Origin of the sequence: Agrobacterium sp. OT33, from assembly GCF_017313365.1 — a bacterium.
GTDB lineage: Bacteria > Pseudomonadota > Alphaproteobacteria > Rhizobiales > Rhizobiaceae > Agrobacterium > Agrobacterium rhizogenes_A.
Genome location: NZ_JAFLMZ010000007.1, coordinates 362,174 through 378,528, shown reverse-complemented (window position 1 = coordinate 378,528; position 16,355 = coordinate 362,174). Strand labels below are relative to the sequence as shown.

16 protein-coding genes are annotated in these 16,355 nt (G+C 59.8%); 11 read left to right on the top strand and 5 right to left on the bottom strand.

Annotated features, from left to right (window positions below):
* The first annotated feature begins 195 nt into the window (after positions 1-195).
* From hrpB to JZX88_RS18590, 3 genes are all read left to right on the top strand, one after another.
* Entirely contained in the window at positions 196-2,682 is a 2,487-nt protein-coding gene (hrpB, locus tag JZX88_RS18600; protein ID WP_206914383.1) for an ATP-dependent helicase HrpB, read from the top strand.
* A gap of 29 nt (positions 2,683-2,711) precedes the next feature.
* Complete coding sequence (gene actS / locus JZX88_RS18595; protein WP_081284513.1) at positions 2,712-4,019, top strand: two-component system sensor histidine kinase ActS; 1,308 nt, start codon at positions 2,712-2,714, stop codon at positions 4,017-4,019.
* A 72-nt stretch (positions 4,020-4,091) separates the two neighbouring features.
* The gene (locus JZX88_RS18590) at positions 4,092-4,679 is read left to right on the top strand and encodes an ActR/PrrA/RegA family redox response regulator transcription factor (protein WP_065114473.1); all 588 of its coding nucleotides are present in this window, start codon (positions 4,092-4,094) and stop codon (positions 4,677-4,679) included.
* On the opposite strand, the gene JZX88_RS18585 is transcribed toward JZX88_RS18590, so the two are convergent.
* Complete coding sequence (locus tag JZX88_RS18585; protein ID WP_004444350.1) at positions 4,680-5,165, bottom strand: MmcB family DNA repair protein; 486 nt, start codon at positions 5,163-5,165, stop codon at positions 4,680-4,682. It lies immediately after the preceding gene.
* A gap of 183 nt (positions 5,166-5,348) precedes the next feature.
* On the opposite strand from JZX88_RS18585, the gene JZX88_RS18580 reads away from it, so the two are divergent.
* Positions 5,349-6,062: a L,D-transpeptidase gene (locus JZX88_RS18580; protein ID WP_174030784.1), complete on the top strand. Its 714-nt coding sequence runs from the start codon at positions 5,349-5,351 to the stop codon at positions 6,060-6,062.
* Between the two features lie 80 nt (positions 6,063-6,142).
* Here JZX88_RS18580 and JZX88_RS18575 read toward each other — a convergent pair whose 3' ends face one another.
* The 4 genes from JZX88_RS18575 to hslV all read right to left on the bottom strand — a co-directional run bounded on the left by JZX88_RS18575 (position 6,143) and on the right by hslV (position 11,507).
* Complete coding sequence (locus JZX88_RS18575; RefSeq protein ID WP_206914382.1) at positions 6,143-8,311, bottom strand: malate synthase G; 2,169 nt, start codon at positions 8,309-8,311, stop codon at positions 6,143-6,145.
* Positions 8,312-8,432: 121 nt separating this feature from the next.
* Positions 8,433-9,398, bottom strand: coding sequence for a DUF1402 family protein (locus JZX88_RS18570; protein ID WP_206914381.1), 966 nt, complete (start codon positions 9,396-9,398; stop codon positions 8,433-8,435).
* Positions 9,399-9,595: 197 nt separating this feature from the next.
* Positions 9,596-10,903 (bottom strand): ATP-dependent protease ATPase subunit HslU, encoded by a 1,308-nt coding sequence (hslU, locus tag JZX88_RS18565; protein WP_142858408.1) that lies wholly within the window; start codon positions 10,901-10,903, stop codon positions 9,596-9,598.
* 79 nt (positions 10,904-10,982) lie between these two features.
* A complete protein-coding gene (gene hslV, locus JZX88_RS18560) occupies positions 10,983-11,507 on the bottom strand; it encodes an ATP-dependent protease subunit HslV (protein ID WP_003521197.1) in 525 nt (174 codons plus the stop codon).
* A 201-nt stretch (positions 11,508-11,708) separates the two neighbouring features.
* Between hslV and hisB the strand changes: the two genes are divergently transcribed.
* The 7 genes from hisB to coaA are packed head-to-tail and all read left to right on the top strand — an operon-like array spanning position 11,709 to position 16,329.
* A complete protein-coding gene (hisB, locus tag JZX88_RS18555) occupies positions 11,709-12,305 on the top strand; it encodes an imidazoleglycerol-phosphate dehydratase HisB (protein WP_110756509.1) in 597 nt (198 codons plus the stop codon).
* A gap of 22 nt (positions 12,306-12,327) precedes the next feature.
* A complete protein-coding gene (locus JZX88_RS18550) occupies positions 12,328-12,822 on the top strand; it encodes a DUF2628 domain-containing protein (RefSeq protein ID WP_206914380.1) in 495 nt (164 codons plus the stop codon).
* A 1-nt stretch (position 12,823) separates the two neighbouring features.
* Complete coding sequence (hisH, locus tag JZX88_RS18545; protein ID WP_206914379.1) at positions 12,824-13,474, top strand: imidazole glycerol phosphate synthase subunit HisH; 651 nt, start codon at positions 12,824-12,826, stop codon at positions 13,472-13,474.
* A 1-nt stretch (position 13,475) separates the two neighbouring features.
* A complete protein-coding gene (hisA, locus tag JZX88_RS18540) occupies positions 13,476-14,219 on the top strand; it encodes a 1-(5-phosphoribosyl)-5-[(5-phosphoribosylamino)methylideneamino]imidazole-4-carboxamide isomerase (RefSeq protein WP_206914378.1) in 744 nt (247 codons plus the stop codon).
* Positions 14,216-14,992: an imidazole glycerol phosphate synthase subunit HisF gene (gene hisF / locus JZX88_RS18535; protein WP_206914377.1), complete on the top strand. Its 777-nt coding sequence runs from the start codon at positions 14,216-14,218 to the stop codon at positions 14,990-14,992. The genes hisA and hisF overlap by 4 nt, the downstream gene beginning before the upstream one ends.
* Before the next feature lie 15 nt (positions 14,993-15,007).
* The gene (locus JZX88_RS18530; RefSeq protein WP_110756827.1) at positions 15,008-15,331 is read left to right on the top strand and encodes a phosphoribosyl-ATP diphosphatase; all 324 of its coding nucleotides are present in this window, start codon (positions 15,008-15,010) and stop codon (positions 15,329-15,331) included.
* Positions 15,328-16,329 carry a type I pantothenate kinase gene (coaA, locus tag JZX88_RS18525; RefSeq protein WP_206914376.1) on the top strand — a complete coding sequence of 334 codons (1,002 nt, stop codon included), beginning with the start codon at positions 15,328-15,330 and terminating at the stop codon, positions 16,327-16,329. Before JZX88_RS18530 ends, coaA begins: the two co-directional genes overlap by 4 nt.
* Positions 16,330-16,355: the final 26 nt, after the last annotated feature.

The following is a 16,355-nucleotide window of genomic DNA, read 5'->3' as shown; positions in this document are numbered from 1 at the left end:
ACGGAATCGTCACGGGCTTCGCCGCGATATACGCATCTCCCTGTCCCAGACCTCACGGGAAACAGCTTTCAGGCGATCGTAACTTTCCGGATGAGCTTTTGTGAAACCCTTCCAGCCGGCTGTCAAACGGCAGGGCGGTGCTTTAGAACGGTAGGAAGACACTCATAGACCAACCCATGCCGCAGGCCTCTTTGCATGACCAGAACACCAGCCCCTATAAAGACCGACTTACCCGAGCTTCCCGTCAGCGCCGTTCTGACGGATATCGCCGGGGCATTGGCCGGGGCAAAGCGCGCGGTTCTTTCGGCGCCGCCGGGGGCAGGCAAGACGACACTGGTTCCGCTTCACCTTCTCGGGCAGGTGTGGCGGGGCGACGGCAAGATCATTCTTCTTGAACCACGCCGGCTTGCCGCACGGGCAGCGGCCGGACGCATGGCCGATCTGCTGCACGAGAGCACAGGCGAAACCGTCGGCTACCGCATGCGGCTCGACAATCGCGTCTCTTCAAAAACCCGGATAGAGGTGGTGACAGAAGGCGTCTTTGCCCGAATGGTTCTGGACGATCCCGAACTTGCCGGCATTTCCACGGTGATTTTCGACGAATTTCATGAGCGCTCGCTCGACGGTGATTTCGGTCTGGCGCTTGCGCTCGACGTGCAGGCCGGTTTGCGCGATGACCTGCGCATTCTCGTCATGTCCGCCACCCTGGATGTGGAGCGCATCAGCGCACTGATGAATGATGCGCCGGTGATTCAGAGCCTCGGCCGGACATTTCCGATCGACATCAGATACGAAGAGCGATGGCAGGGCGTCCCGATCGACGAAAAGATCACCAGGGCGATTACGGAAGCCCATGCATCTGAAACGGGCTCCATTCTGGCCTTCCTGCCGGGGCAGGCGGAAATCACCCGAACAGCCGCGCGGCTGGAGGGACGTTTCCCCGACGATACGGATATCATTCCGCTATACGGCAATCTTTCCCAGAAGGAACAGGATGCGGCGATCAAGCCGGCACCAGCCGGGCGGCGCAAGATCGTCCTTGCTACATCCATAGCGGAAACTTCCATTACCATCGACGGTGTGCGGGTCGTGATCGACAGCGGTTTGCAGCGATTGCCGGTTTTTGAGCCAGCAACGGGAATCACGAGGCTTGAAACCGTGCGCGTATCACGGGCGTCCGCCGACCAGCGGGCCGGCCGCGCCGGGCGAACGGAGCCCGGCGTCGCTATTCGCTTATGGCATCAGGGGCAGACCGCGGCACTCAACGCCTTTACGCCACCGCAGATTCTGGCGAGTGATCTGGCCGGCCTCGCCCTCGATCTCGCCCATTGGGGTGTTCACGACCCCTCGTCTCTTGCATTTCTGGATAGGCCTCCCGAAGCCGCACTCAGGGAATCGGTTGCGCTGCTTAAAAATCTCGGGGCTCTCGACAAAAGCGGGGCGCTGACACAACGCGGCCATCTGATGCGCGGCCTGTCGCTACCACCACGGCTGGCGGCCATGGTGATCGCAGCTGCGGGTGAAGGCGCGGGAAAGAAGGCAGCGATGCTGGCCGTCCTGCTGACGGAACAGGGGCTGGGCGGAAACGACATCGATCTCGATGAACGCCTGCGGCGCTTTCTTTCCGACAGGAGCGAAAGGGCGCAGGCGGCGCGCAAGCTGGCATCAAGGCTGTTCGACGCGATCGGCGATAAAACGGCGGCAGACGAAGCGCCGAGTGAGGCCGGTCCGCTTCTGCTGCACGCCTATCCGGACAGGATCGCGCTTCAGCGCGGCGGCCGCGGCCGTTATGTGATGGCCAACGGGCGGGGCGCGGAGCTTGCCGAGACCGAGCGGCTTGCGGCGAGCAAAATGCTTGTCGTGGCCGATATTACCGGACGGGCGGCGCAGCCGCGCATCCTTGCGGCGGCAGGCGTCGACAGGGCCGATATAGAAGAGCGGATGCCGCACCTTATCGTTCAGCAGGACCAGTTGCTTTTCGACAAGGCAAGCGGCCAGGCGCGCGCACGTCGGGCGACACGCCTTGGTGCCATCATTCTCGACGAAACCCCACTTCCCCGTCCTGATGGCGAACAGGCCGCACAGGCGCTCGCCAATGGCGTTCGGGAATTCGGCATCGGCATTCTTCCCTTCTCGAAAGAAACCTTGCAGCTGCGCGACAGGATCGGCTTTCTCAACGCCAGCATCGGTGAACCATGGCCGGATGTCAGCGACGAGGCGTTGTTATCGCGGCTCGATGATTGGTTCGTTCCTTTCCAGCACGGCGCGCGCAGCCTGCAGGACATCCGGCCCGGCAGTCTTTCCGAAGGAATTCTGTCTCTGGTGCCGCATGAGGTGGCGCGTGACCTCGGCCGGCTGGCACCGACGCATTTCGAAGCGCCGACGGGCCAGCGGCATCCCATTCGCTACGATGCCAGCGAACCGACGCTCTCCATCCGGGTGCAGGAGCTATTTGGGCTGAGGGCCCACCCCGCCATCGCGCAGGGACGCCTGCCGCTGCTGCTGGAATTGACGTCGCCGGCGCACAGGCCGATACAGACCACACGCGATCTTCCCGGCTTCTGGGCGGGATCATGGAAGGACGTGCGGGCGGATATGCGCGGGCGTTATCCGCGCCATCCATGGCCGGAGGATCCGGCATCGGCCCTGCCGACCAGCCGTGCGAAACCGCGCGGAACGTGACGACAATGAATAGGGTAAAGGAGACGAAGGTGGCTGGCCATCCGATCGAAACCACAAGGCTTGGCCGCGCCAGCCGCAGAATAAGGCTGCAGACCATTGTCTGGCTGCGATGGCTGGCGGTTGCCGGACAGACGGCAACGATCCTGTTCGTTGCTTTCGGGCTGAACTTTCCCCTGCCGCTTCTGGCCTGCGGTCTTCTGATCGCGGCGCTGGCGCTTGCCAATCTGTTTCTCACCGCCCGCTTTCCCTCCACCTATCGCCTGGAACCCTGGGAAGCGACATTGCTGCTGGCCTTCGACCTGCTGCAATTGACGGCGCTGATCTATATTACCGGCGGCCTTTCCAATCCTTTCGCGCCGCTGATCTGCGTGCAGGTCATCATCGCGTTTGCATCGCAGCCGCTGCGGCATTCGCTTATTCTTCTTGCCTTCGCCGTCATCTGCTCGACTGCGATCGCCTTTTCGCCGTTTCCGGTTCCCTGGTATCCCGGCGAGGTTTTGCCGATCCAGCTTCTGCTGCATGTCGGTACCTGGGTCGCGATCATCGCCACCACATCCTTTGCGGCCTTTTACGCCTATCGCGTTTCGCATGAAGCCAATCAGCTGGCGGACGCGCTGGCGGCAACCGAACTGGTGCTGGAGCGGGAAAAACACCTCTCGCAGCTGGATGGGCTTGCAGCCGCCGCAGCGCATGAGCTCGGCACGCCGCTTGCGACCATCAGCGTTGTCGCCAAGGAAATGGAACGCGAGCTCGGAAATGATGAAAAATATGGCGAAGACATAGCGCTGCTGCGCAGCCAGAGTGAAAGGTGCCGCGATATTCTGCGCCGTCTCACATCGCTTTCCGCCGATAATGAGGAACATATGCGCCGCCTGCCGCTGTCTTCGCTGATCGAGGAGGTGATGGCGCCACACCGGGAATTCGGTATCCGCCTCGAACTCGTGGAAAAGAACAACCGGGCCGATGAGCCGGTCGGCATCCGCAACGCCGGCATCATCTATGGACTGGGCAACCTCATCGAAAACGGCGTGGACTATGCGCGGGAGAAGGTGACGGTGACGGTGGAGCATGATTCGCAGAATGTCGCGGTCCTCATCGAGGATGATGGGCCGGGTTATGCCCATGACGTGCTTGCCCGTATCGGCGAGCCCTATGTGACGGAACGGCACAACGACACCCGGGCGGGCGGGCTGGGACTTGGCCTTTTTATCGCCAAGACATTGCTTGAGCGATCCGGCGCCACCGTTACCTTCGAAAATCGCGGCTCCAGCAAAACCGGGGCGCGGGTCACAATCATCTGGCCTCGCGCGCTTATGGACGATAAAAGAAACCGTTGACTTTACCATTCACGTTGAAGCGGCGATAAGAAGAAGAAACAAAGCCGACGAAGTTGCCGGAAGGCCGGAAACATGAAGACAGAAGACCAGACCCCAACCACTAGCGCACCTGCGGACGATATCGATCCGATCGGCCCCGACAAATCCCTGCTGATCGTCGATGATGACGGCCCGTTTCTGCGCCGGCTTGCCCGGGCAATGGAAACGCGCGGGTTTGCCGTCGACACTGCCGAGACGGTCAGCGATGGTATTGCCCGCTCCAAGGCCGCACCGCCTAAATATGCGGTGGTCGATCTGCGGCTTGCCGATGGCAACGGGCTGGAAGTGATCGAAGCCATCAGGCAGAACCGGGACGATACGCAGATCGTCGTGCTGACCGGTTATGGCAACATCGCAACCGCCGTTACCGCCGTGAAGCTCGGAGCGCTGGATTATCTGGCCAAACCCGCCGATGCGGACGATGTCTTTAATGCGCTGACACAGCGCAAGGGTGAAAAGACCGAAGTCCCTGAGAACCCTATGTCAGCCGACCGGGTGCGGTGGGAGCATATTCAGCGCGTTTATGAAATGTGCGAACGCAACGTCTCAGAGACCGCCCGCCGTCTCAACATGCACCGGCGCACCTTGCAGCGCATTCTCGCCAAGCGCGCGCCTAAGTAATCACTCTCCGAAGCTGCGCCCGGTCGTCCATTCGGCCAGCATCAACCGGGTTGCAGCGGTTCTCGAGAAATCCAGCATCACCGATTTGCGGGTCGCCGGCGGCAATTTATGCTCCGGCGCATCGCGAAGCATATGAGCGCCATATCCATCCGAGAGGATCAATCCGCACTCTTCCGGAAAGATATCGGTCGGCACTTCCGGATGGGTGGCGAAAAACAGCCGGTCGCAATGCAATCGGTATTCCGGCCATTTGCGATCAACACGAAAATCCTCGATCGACGATTTGATTTCGATGATCCAGATCTCCCCCTTGACCGAGAGGCTGATGAGATCCGCCCTTCGTCCGCTCGCAAGCGGCAGTTCCGGCAGCACCGAATGACGCATCTCGTGCAAAAGGACCTGAACGCCGCGACGCACCAGCATCGCCTTATCCGACTGGCGACCGTCTATTAAGGGATTATTGTTGGTAACGGAAAGAATAGTCATGGATAAAGGCTGCTGAAGCGTTTGGCCTATTGTTGCAAAAAGGCAATCAACCGGCAATTTTAGATGCGCAACCGTTTCGCGGCGACGCAACGGCTTGCCAAGAGCGGCTGAATGGAAAATAACCGATTTATCCAATTAAGCCTACTCCTTCGCACAATTTGGCGAATTTTCCGCGAGAACGACATGCGCATCCGTACTTCATTGACCGCACTTGGTCTGACGGCAGCACTGGCTCTGGCCGGCTGCGCTGAAACCACCTCCCAATCAACTCGCCCGACATCCGGCAAGATCGCGGCGTCAGTGCCGGTTGCCGACCCCGTTCCGGCGAAGGTCGAAACCGTCCAGATTTTCAATGACGTATACGGTCCCGTGACCGATGCGGGCTATGCGCTGCCGGCCATTCCGATCAATCGTGTAAACGAGAAGTTCCGTCGCCAGATCGTTGAGTTCCAGACGAACGAACGTCCCGGCACGATCATCGTCAATACGCGCGATCGTTTCCTTTATTATATCCTGTCCGGCAACCGCGCCGTCCGTTACGGCATCGGCGTTGGCAAGGCAGGTTTTGCCTGGGCCGGTGAGGCCTATGTTGCCTGGAAGCAGGAATGGCCGATGTGGCATCCGCCGAAGGAAATGGCGGACCGCAAGCCGGAAGTCGCGAAATATGTCGAGGCAGGCATGGGACCGGGTCTTACCAACCCGCTCGGCGCGCGCGCCATGTATCTCTTCAACGAAAAGGGACAGGATACGCTGTTCCGCATCCATGGCTCGCCCGAATGGGCTTCGATCGGCACCGCCGCCTCTTCTGGCTGCATCCGCATGATCAACCAGGACGTCATGGATCTTTACAGCCGCGTGCGTCCGGGCCGCAGCTCCAAGGTCGTCGTGATCCAGTAAAATCCGATACAAGACAAGGAAAAAGCCGCCGTGGAATTCCCCGGCGGCTTTTTTGTTTGTCGAGATGCTTAGCCGTGGCTTCAGGCCGCCCGCTTCGCTTTCAGTTCCAGACGACGGCGGTGCAGGACCGGTTCGGTGTAGCCATTCGGCTGTTCGCGGCCCTTCAGCACCAGCTCGACAGCCGCCTGAAAAGCGACCGATCCGTCAAAATCCGATGCCATCGGCAGATAGGCCGCGTCGCCGGCATTCTGCCCGTCGACCACGGCAGCCATGCGCTTCATGGTTTCGACAATCTGCCCTTCCGTCACCACGCCATGCCGCAGCCAGCTTGCCATATGTTGCGCGGAGATACGCAATGTGGCGCGGTCTTCCATCAGTCCAACATTGTTGATGTCAGGCACCTTGGAGCAGCCGACACCCTGATCGACCCAGCGCACGACGTAACCGAGAATGCCCTGCGCATTATTGTCGAGTTCGCGCTGGATTTCCTCGGGCGTCCAATTGGGACGCGGCGCGACGGGCACCGACAGGATATCGGAGAGTTTTGCTCGGCCACGGCTTTTCAGCCCTTCCTGCACGGTGGCAACATCGACCTTGTGATAATGTGTGGCATGCAGCGTCGCTGCCGTCGGCGACGGCACCCAGGCGGTGTTGGCCCCGGCCTTCGGATGGGCGATCTTCTGCTCCAGCATCGCCGCCATCAGATCCGGCATGGCCCACATGCCCTTGCCGATCTGCGCATGGCCGGAAAGGCCGCATTCGAGCCCGATATCGACATTCCAGTTCTCGTAAGCCGTAATCCAGGCGGCCTGTTTCATGTCGCCCTTGCGGATCATCGGCCCGGCTTCCATCGAGGTATGGATTTCGTCGCCGGTACGGTCGAGGAAGCCCGTATTGATGAAAACGACGCGATCCTTCGCGGCGCGGATGCTTTCCTTGAGGTTGACCGTGGTGCGGCGCTCCTCATCCATAATGCCCATCTTCATGGTGTTCGGCGTCATGCCGACAAGCTTCTCGACCTGGCTGAAGATTTCGTTGGCGAAGGCCACTTCCTCCGGCCCGTGCATCTTCGGCTTGACGACATACATCGAACCGGCGCGGGAATTCTGGCGTCGTCCGGACGGGCCGACATCATAAAGGGCGATCAGCGCCGTGACGACGGCATCCATGATACCTTCCGGCACCTCGCGGCCATCCCTGTCAAGGATCGCCGGATTGGTCATGAGATGACCGACATTACGCACCAGCATCAGGGAACGGCCGGGCAGAGTGAGCACGGAACCATTGGGGGCGGTATAATAACGGTCCGGGTTGAGGCGGCGGGTGAAGGTTTTGCCGCCCTTGGATACTTCTTCCGTCAGATCGCCGCGCATCAGGCCAAGCCAGTTACCGTAAACCAGAACCTTGTCTTCGGCATCGACGGCAGCGACCGAATCCTCGCAATCCATGATGGTCGTGAGAGCGGATTCGAGAATGACATCCGAAATGCCGGCCTTGTCGCCCTTGCCGATTTCAGTCGACGGATCGATGACAATCTCGGTGTGCAAACCGTTCCTGCCGAGCAGGATCGTTGCCGGCCTTTCCGCCTCACCGGTAAAGCCCCTGAATTGCGCGACGTCCTTTAGCCCCGTCGTTGCATCGCCGATTGCAAGCTGCAACAGGCCGTCGACGATCGTGAAGCCCGTCACATCGGACCAGCTTCCCGTTTCGAGCGGCGCGGATTCATCGAGGAAGTTGCGCGCCCAGGCGATGACCTTTTCGCCGCGCTTCGGATTATAACCCCTGCCCTTTTCCGCACCGTCGGCATCGGAAATGGCATCCGTGCCGTAAAGCGCATCGTAAAGCGAACCCCAGCGGGCATTGGCGGCGTTCAGCGCATAACGCGCATTCATGACGGGAACAACGAGCTGCGGGCCTGCGACAACGGCAATTTCCGGGTCGACATTGCCGGTTTCCACCTTGAAGCCGGGGCCTTCCGGCAGCAGGTAACCGATCTCCTTCAGAAAACCTTCATAAGCTTCGACATCCGAGGGAGCACCGTTCTGCCGGTACCAGCCATCCAGTTTTTCCTGCAGGCCATCGCGCTTTGCGAGCAGCTCACGGTTCTTCGGGGAAAGCTCATGGACGATGGCCGAGAAACCTTCGAAGAAAGTCTCGCTGTCCAGACCCGTGCCCGGCAGCACCTCGTCCGTCAAAAAGGCATAAAGCCTGTCATCGATGGAAAGACCGAATTTATCCGTGCGGCTCATATGCGCCTCCTCGTTATTCTATGCGTCCAGATTGGACGTTGAAGAGGGCGCTCGTCAATTGCGGCAGGCAGCCAAATATTATTTCCGTTTTGGAAACAATGAAGCAGATAATCGTCTTTTTCTACAAAAGCGCCTGCAAATCCTTGATACGGTCATTCACCAGCCAGCCGTAGTAATTTTCCTCCGGCAACAGGGGCTGTTCCCCGCCTGCGGCGCGCTGGCGGTTCTTCTGGGCGAGAGTGGCGGCCCGCTGCTGCGAACCGCCGACATTATAAAGCGTGGAGGTCACGCCCGGATTTTTCGAAATATCCATGTCGGCAATCGATCTGTAATCGTCGATCGACTTGCGGATGGAGGCGGCCATGAAGGCCAGCGAGCGATCCGGGTCCATGATGGCGGTATAGACAGCGGTGGCGTCATTCTCGTCCAGCCTGTCATAACCCGATGTTTTCGACACCATATCGGACAGCATCAGCGCCGTCAGCGGATTGATCTGGCCGAGACCGAAGGTCTGCCCGGCATAGAAGGGCTGGAAAAACACGGCGCTAAAACGATTGTTCGGGTAAGCGACGCCGTCCACCGTCTTGCCACGGAAGCTGCCGTCCCAGACGTCTTCCCGACAGTTCCACAGGCTGTAGGAGTCCCGCTTGGACTGGCATTTGCCGAATTGCGAATGGCTCAGAAACTGCGCAATGGTTTCGTCCTTGTAACCGAAACGGAAGCTGCTGCCGGCATAGGAGGCGGCCTTGACGTAATAGGACTGCAACCGGTCATAGGCGTCGACATTATAGGTATGCTCACCGACGATGGCGCCTACCATATGGATCGGATCGATACCGTACCGCCCGGCCGTCGACTTGATCTTGGCGATCAGCGCCTTGTCGGAGGACAAGAGGTCGATCACCTTCTGGTACTTGCGTTCGAAGGAGCTGTTGGACGCCTTGGTTCTGCGGGTGGAAGCGCCGGGAACACCGGGCTGTTCGGCATTGCGATTACCCGGCGGAACGACCGTTGCTGCCTCCGCAAAAGAAGACGAAACGGCGGAAACCGCCATAGCCACGGCAAATGCCAGAAGAGTTTTGCGCACGAGCGACTGCCTTTTCTCAGGCCGGCGGCTTCCCGGGCAAAACGCAGGGAAAAACCGGACCATTCCACTAAAGCGGTTCCAACCGGAATGCAGCCCTTCCCATAAACAAAATGCGGGCTGAATGCGAGATGAGGCAGATAAAATAAAAGAGTGCGGCAAATATGGCCGCACTCTTCTTTCTCGAATCCCTGAAGTCTTCAGAGAATATAGCGGGACAAGTCCGTATCGGCGGCGAGATCGCCGACATGTTTGCGGACATAGTCCTGATCGATCTTGACGGCGGAACCACCGCGATCAGGCGCGTTGAAGGAAATCTCGTCGAGAACACGCTCCATCACGGTCTGCAGGCGGCGGGCACCGATATTCTCGACCGACGAATTGAGATGAACCGCCACATCGGCCAGCGCGTCGATTGCATCATCGGTGAAATCGAGGTCGAGTTCTTCCGTCGCCATCAGCGCCTTGTACTGGCGGATGAGGCTTGCTTCCGTCTCCGTCAGGATACGGCGGAAATCTTCCTTGGTCAGCGGCTTCAGCTCAACGCGGATCGGCAAGCGGCCCTGAAGTTCGGGCAGGAGGTCCGAAGGCTTCGCCACATGGAAAGCGCCCGATGCGATGAAGAGGACATGGTCGGTTTTGACAGGGCCGTATTTCGTCGAAACCGTCGTGCCTTCGACCAGCGGCAGCAAATCGCGCTGCACGCCTTCGCGCGAAACGCCGGCACCCATGCCGCCATCGCGGGCGGCGATCTTGTCGATTTCGTCGAGGAAAACGATGCCGTCATTTTCGACCGACTTCACCGCCTCGCGCTGGATCATGTCATTGTCGAGCAACTTGTCGGACTCATCGCGGATGAGATCGGCATAGGATTTCGATACCGTCGTGCGCACCTTCTTGGTGCGTCCGCCCATCGCCTTGCCGAACATTTCCGACAGATTGAGCACGCCGATATTGGCACCCGGCATGCCGGGGATTTCGAAACCGGGCATGCCCGAGCCGCTATCGGCCACTTCGATATCGATTTCCTTGTCGTCCAGCTCACCATCGCGCAGCTTCTTGCGGAAGCTTTCACGCGTACCGGGCGATGCGGTTGCGCCAACCAGCGCATCGAGCACCCGTTCCTCAGCGCTCTGATGCGCCTTGGCCTGTACTTCGGCACGCTTCTTTTCGCGCACGAGGCCGATGCCGATTTCAACCAGATCGCGGATGATCTGCTCGACGTCACGGCCGACATAACCGACTTCGGTGAACTTGGTCGCCTCGACCTTGATGAAGGGCGCACCGGCCAGCTTGGCAAGCCGGCGGGAAATCTCGGTCTTGCCGACACCGGTCGGCCCGATCATCAGAATGTTTTTCGGCATGACTTCATCGCGCAGGCTCTCATCGAGCTGCTGGCGGCGCCAGCGGTTACGCAACGCAATCGCAACCGCACGCTTGGCCTCATGCTGGCCGATGATGAAGCGGTCGAGTTCCGAGACGATTTCCCGGGGAGAAAAAGTGGTCATTCTATCCTCTCGGCTTTCCTGTTCCGGCCGGCCATTCCGGCCCGGCCCGCAGGACCCATTGGTGAGAAATATAATATGCTTATTCGGCGTCGAGGGTTTCGACGACGAGATTGTGGTTGGTATAAACGCAGATATCAGCGGCGATATCGAGAGACTGGCGCGCCACCTCTTCGGCCGATTTGTCCGTATCCATCATGGCGCGGGCAGCGGCAAAGGCGTAGTTGCCGCCGGAACCGATGGCAATCGCGCCATGCTCCGGCTCCAGCACGTCACCATTGCCCGTAATGGCGAGCGTGGTGGATTTGTCGGCCACCAGCATCATGGCTTCGAGATTGCGCAGATACTTGTCCGTGCGCCAGTCCTTCGCAAGTTCCACGGCGGCGCGCATGAGCTGGCCGGGATATTGCTCGAGTTTCTTTTCAAGACGGTCGAGCAGCGTGAAGGCATCCGCCGTCGCACCGGCAAAACCGGCAATCACTTCGCCCTTGCCGATGCGGCGAACCTTGCGGGCATTGCCCTTCATGACCGTCTGGCCGAGGCTTACCTGACCATCGCCAGCCATGACGACCTTGCCGCCCTTCCTGACTGTAATAATTGTTGTCATCAAACACCTGTCTGCCCTGCCGGGCCTGCGGTTAACGGGCCGGGATGCGGCCCTTCTCGGGTTCTATGTAAGTTTGCTTTTCGCGATTGCAATCTTGCCGGCGACACACCGTTTTCGGCATGTCGGGCAAGACGATGGAACAACTGGATATTTGTGTCCCGTGCTGATAAGGAACGGCAACATTTTCACGGAGCGGCCAAAATGGCAGAACGTAAAGGCGAGATTATCCGCAAGACCAACGAAACCGCGGTTTCGGTGCGTGTGGATATCGACGGCACCGGCAAATCGCAGATTTCCACAGGCGTGGGATTTTTCGACCATATGCTGGACCAGCTCAGCCGCCATTCGCTGATCGACATGGAAATCGAGGTCAAGGGTGACCTGCATATCGATGACCATCACACCGTGGAAGATACCGGCATCGCCATCGGCCAGGCGATTGCCAGGGCGCTGGGCGACCGGCGCGGCATTACCCGTTATGCCTCGCTCGATCTTGCCATGGACGAGACGATGACCAAGGCTGCCGTCGATATTTCCGGCCGGCCCTTCCTTGTGTGGAACGTCAATTTTTCCGCGCCGAAGATCGGCACTTTCGACACGGAGCTGGTGCGCGAGTTCTTTCAGGCGCTGGCCCAGAATGCCGGCATTACGCTGCATATCCTGAACCATTACGGCGCCAATAACCATCATATCGCCGAAACATGCTTCAAGGCCGTTGCCCGCGTTCTTCGCACGGCAACCGAGATCGACCCCCGGCAGGCAGGCCGCGTTCCCTCCACGAAGGGCATGCTGGCCTGACGCCAAAGCTGTCAGGAAGCCCATGACAAGCTATCTCGTTCTGGAAGCCCCCAACGGGCCGGACAGGGACCACAAGACGACCCGCTTCATCGCAGACCGTTTCGTCTGGCTGGCTCTCATTGCGCCCTGGCTTTGGCTTGCCATCAACCGGCTGTGGCTGGCAACGGCTATCGTTGTCATAGCGCTCCTTCTGGCCGGGCAGGTCTCGATATTAGCCGGATTCGAACCGGTCGGCATTCTCTGCGGTTTTGCCATCGGTCTCATCACGGCGCTGGAGGGACGCGATTTTCTCGTCCGGCACCTGATGCGCAAAGGCTGGACGCTGACTTCAGTCGTTTCCGCCTCTGATCTTTCGAGCGCGGAAGACATATATTTCTCCAGCCTCTCCGAAAATGCCGGCGCGGCGGAACAGCTGTCCCAGCCGGTCTGGACCCCCTCACCGCAAAAGAGCGGTGACAAAAACTTCGTCAACGATCCCGCCGGATCGTTTCTTTTCGACTTGAATGGAAGGCGCTGACATGCGTGTCGCGATCATCGACTACGGTTCGGGCAACCTGCGTTCGGCCACCAAAGCTTTCGAACGTGCCGCCCGCGAAGCCGGCATCGACGCAACCATCGACCTGACCGACAAGCCGGATCATGTCGCTACGGCGGACCGCATCGTGCTGCCGGGCGTCGGCGCCTATGCGGATTGCCGTGCCGGCCTCGATGCCGTTCCCGGAATGCATGACGCACTCATCGAAGCCGTGGAGAAAAAAGCCCATCCCTTCCTCGGCATCTGCGTCGGCATGCAGCTGATGTCCTCGCGCGGGCTGGAAAAGACGGTCAGCACCGGGCTCGGCTGGATCGAAGGCGATGTCGTGGAAATGACGCCGTCCGATCCGAGCCTGAAGATTCCGCAGATCGGCTGGAACACGCTGGAAATCCGCCACGCCCACCCGCTGTTTGACGGCATCAACACCGGCGCGGACGGGTTGCACGCCTATTTCGTGCATTCCTATCATCTGGCCGCCAAGCATTCGACGGATGTCATCGCCACCACCAATTACGGTGGCGCGATGACGGCTTTCGTCGGCCGCGACAATATGGCGGGTGCGCAATTCCACCCGGAAAAGAGCCAGACGCTCGGCCTTGCCCTGATTTCCAATTTCCTGCGCTGGAAGCCCTGACATGATTCTTTTTCCCGCAATCGACCTTAAAGACGGCCAGTGCGTTCGCCTGAAACTTGGCGATATGGACCAGGCCACCGTTTACAACGAGGACCCCGGCGCACAGGCCAAGGCCTTCGAGGATCAGGGCTTCGAATGGCTGCATGTCGTTGATCTCAACGGCGCCTTCGCCGGCCAGACCGTGAATGGCGAGGCGGTCGACGCCATTCTGAAAGCCACGAAAAACCCGGTGCAGCTTGGCGGCGGCATCCGCACGCTCGATCATATCGAAGCGTGGCTGAGCCGTGGGCTTGCCCGCGTCATTCTCGGCACGGTCGCGGTGCGCGACCCGGTTCTGGTCATCGAAGCCTGCAAGCGTTTCCCCGGTCAGGTCGCTGTCGGCATCGACGCCAAGGGCGGCAAGGTTGCCGTGGAAGGCTGGGCGGAAGCGTCCGAACTCGGCGTCATCGAACTCGCCAGACGTTTTGAAGGCGCCGGCGTCGCCGCCATCATCTATACCGATATCGATCGCGACGGCATTCTGGCCGGCATCAACTGGGCTTCGACGCTGGAACTGGCGGATGCCGTCTCCATTCCGGTCATCGCTTCCGGCGGTCTCGCCTCCATCGATGACATCAAGCGCATGTTGCAGCCGGATGCCGCAAAGCTCGAGGGTGCGATTTCAGGCCGTGCGCTTTATGACGGCCGCATCGATCCCGCCGAGGCGCTTGCCCTTATCAAGGCTGCAAAGGAGGTACGCGTATGACCCTCAAAGCCCGCGTTATTCCCTGCCTCGATGTGAAGGACGGCCGTGTCGTCAAGGGCGTGAACTTCGTCGACCTGATCGACGCCGGCGACCCGGTCGAGGCAGCGAAAGCCTATGATGCGGCGGGAGCGGACGAACTCTGCTTCCTCGACATCACCGCCTCTTCGGATAATCGCGACACGATCTTCGATGTGGTTTCGCGCACGGCCGATTATTGCTTCATGCCGTTGACCGTCGGTGGCGGGGTTCGCAGCGTCGCGGATATTCGCAAGCTGCTTCTTTGCGGTGCGGACAAGGTCTCGATCAATTCCGCAGCCGTCAAGGATCCGGATTTCGTGGCGCAGGCGGCCGACAAGTTCGGCAACCAGTGCATTGTCGTTTCCATAGACGCCAAGCGCGTTTCGAAGGACGGAGAAGCCGGCCGCTGGGAAATCTTCACCCATGGCGGGCGCCAGCCGACGGGGATCGACGCCGTGGAATTCGCCATCAAGATGGTCGAACGCGGCGCCGGCGAATTGCTCGTCACCTCGATGGATCGCGACGGCACCAAAAGCGGCTACGATATCGGCCTGACACGCAGCATTGCCGATCAGGTTCGCGTCCCCGTCATCGCCTCGGGCGGCGTCGGCACGCTGGACGATCTGGTGGCGGGCGTGCGCGATGGCCACGCAACTGCGGTGCTTGCCGCTTCCATCTTCCACTTCGGCACCTATTCGATCGGGCAAGCCAAGAGCTACATGGCCGAGCATGGCATCGCCATGCGTCTCGACTGATTGCAGGAACTTCTCATGAGCGCATTTTCCCTTTCCGATCTGGAACGCATCGTCGCGACCCGCGCGGCTGCATCTGCTGACGAATCCTGGACGGCCAAGCTGGTTGCTGCCGGCCAGGAACGCGCGGCCAAAAAACTCGGTGAAGAGGCAGTGGAGGCCGTCATCGCGGCCATCGCGAAAGACCGTGACGGGCTGAAGAACGAGGCCGCCGACCTGCTTTACCATCTGCTGGTGGTACTGAAGATCGCCGACATTCCCTTGAGCGACGTTTTTGCCGAACTGGAGCGCCGGACGGGCCAGACCGGCCTTGCGGAAAAGGCGGCGAGGCCAACATCATGAATGTCACGGCAGGCAGCGGGGAGAGAGGCATGCCAGGCACACTCGATCATTTCCGTCCGGATGAATATTCGCCCTACCACTTCTTCAGCTCGGAAGAATGGTCGAAGTTTCGCGCCGATACGCCACTCACGCTTTCCGCCGACGAGGTCAAGCGGCTGCGCTCGCTGGACGACCCGATCGATCTGAACGAAGTGCGGCGCATCTATCTGTCGCTGTCACGCCTCCTGTCTTCCCATGTGGAGGCGTCGCAGCTGCTGTTCGAACAGCGCAACCGCTTCCTCAACATGGCGGATGTCAACAAGACGCCATTCGTCATCGGTATTGCCGGTTCAGTCGCGGTTGGAAAATCAACGACGACTCGTATCCTGAAGGAACTTCTGGCCCGCTGGCCTTCCAGCCCGAAGGTCGATCTCATCACCACAGACGGATTTCTCTACCCGAACGAGGTTCTGCGGCGTGAAAACCTGATGGAGCGCAAGGGTTTTCCGGAAAGTTACGATATCGGCGCGCTGCTGCGTTTTCTGTCGGCGATCAAGGCAGGCCAGCCGAATGTCAAGGCACCGCGTTATTCGCACCTGACCTATGACGTCCTGCCGAACGAATTCACGGTCATCGACCGGCCGGACATCCTGATCTTCGAAGGCATCAACGTGCTGCAATCACGTGACCTGCCGGCAGGCGGGCGGATTGTGCCGATCGTTTCCGACTTCTTCGATTTCTCGATCTATATCGATGCCGATGAGGACTTCATTCACAACTGGTATGTGAACCGGTTCATGAATCTCAGAAAAACCGCCTTCCGCGACCCGAATTCATTCTTCAACCGTTATGCGTCAATCAGTGAGGAAGCGGCGCTCAGCATTGCCGAAGGTCTCTGGCAGAACATCAACCTGAAGAATCTGCGCCAGAACATCGTTCCGACGCGCCCGCGCGCCGATCTTATTCTGCGCAAGGGCAAAAACCACCTGATCGACACGGTGGCGCTTCGCAAGCTGTGAAGATGCCGCACGTGGGCGGCATCTCC

Coding starts and splice junctions, on each gene's coding strand:
- hrpB (WP_206914383.1), top strand. CDS start 196: ATGACCAGAACACCAGCCCCTATAAAGACCGACTTACCCGAGCTTCCC.
- JZX88_RS18590 (WP_065114473.1), top strand. CDS start 4,092: ATGAAGACAGAAGACCAGACCCCAACCACTAGCGCACCTGCGGACGAT.
- JZX88_RS18585 (WP_004444350.1), bottom strand. CDS start 5,165: ATGACTATTCTTTCCGTTACCAACAATAATCCCTTAATAGACGGTCGC.
- JZX88_RS18580 (WP_174030784.1), top strand. CDS start 5,349: ATGCGCATCCGTACTTCATTGACCGCACTTGGTCTGACGGCAGCACTG.
- JZX88_RS18575 (WP_206914382.1), bottom strand. CDS start 8,311: ATGAGCCGCACGGATAAATTCGGTCTTTCCATCGATGACAGGCTTTAT.
- hslU (WP_142858408.1), bottom strand. CDS start 10,903: ATGACCACTTTTTCTCCCCGGGAAATCGTCTCGGAACTCGACCGCTTC.
- hslV (WP_003521197.1), bottom strand. CDS start 11,507: ATGACAACAATTATTACAGTCAGGAAGGGCGGCAAGGTCGTCATGGCT.
- hisB (WP_110756509.1), top strand. CDS start 11,709: ATGGCAGAACGTAAAGGCGAGATTATCCGCAAGACCAACGAAACCGCG.
- JZX88_RS18550 (WP_206914380.1), top strand. CDS start 12,328: ATGACAAGCTATCTCGTTCTGGAAGCCCCCAACGGGCCGGACAGGGAC.
- hisH (WP_206914379.1), top strand. CDS start 12,824: ATGCGTGTCGCGATCATCGACTACGGTTCGGGCAACCTGCGTTCGGCC.
- hisA (WP_206914378.1), top strand. CDS start 13,476: ATGATTCTTTTTCCCGCAATCGACCTTAAAGACGGCCAGTGCGTTCGC.
- hisF (WP_206914377.1), top strand. CDS start 14,216: ATGACCCTCAAAGCCCGCGTTATTCCCTGCCTCGATGTGAAGGACGGC.
- JZX88_RS18530 (WP_110756827.1), top strand. CDS start 15,008: ATGAGCGCATTTTCCCTTTCCGATCTGGAACGCATCGTCGCGACCCGC.
- coaA (WP_206914376.1), top strand. CDS start 15,328: ATGAATGTCACGGCAGGCAGCGGGGAGAGAGGCATGCCAGGCACACTC.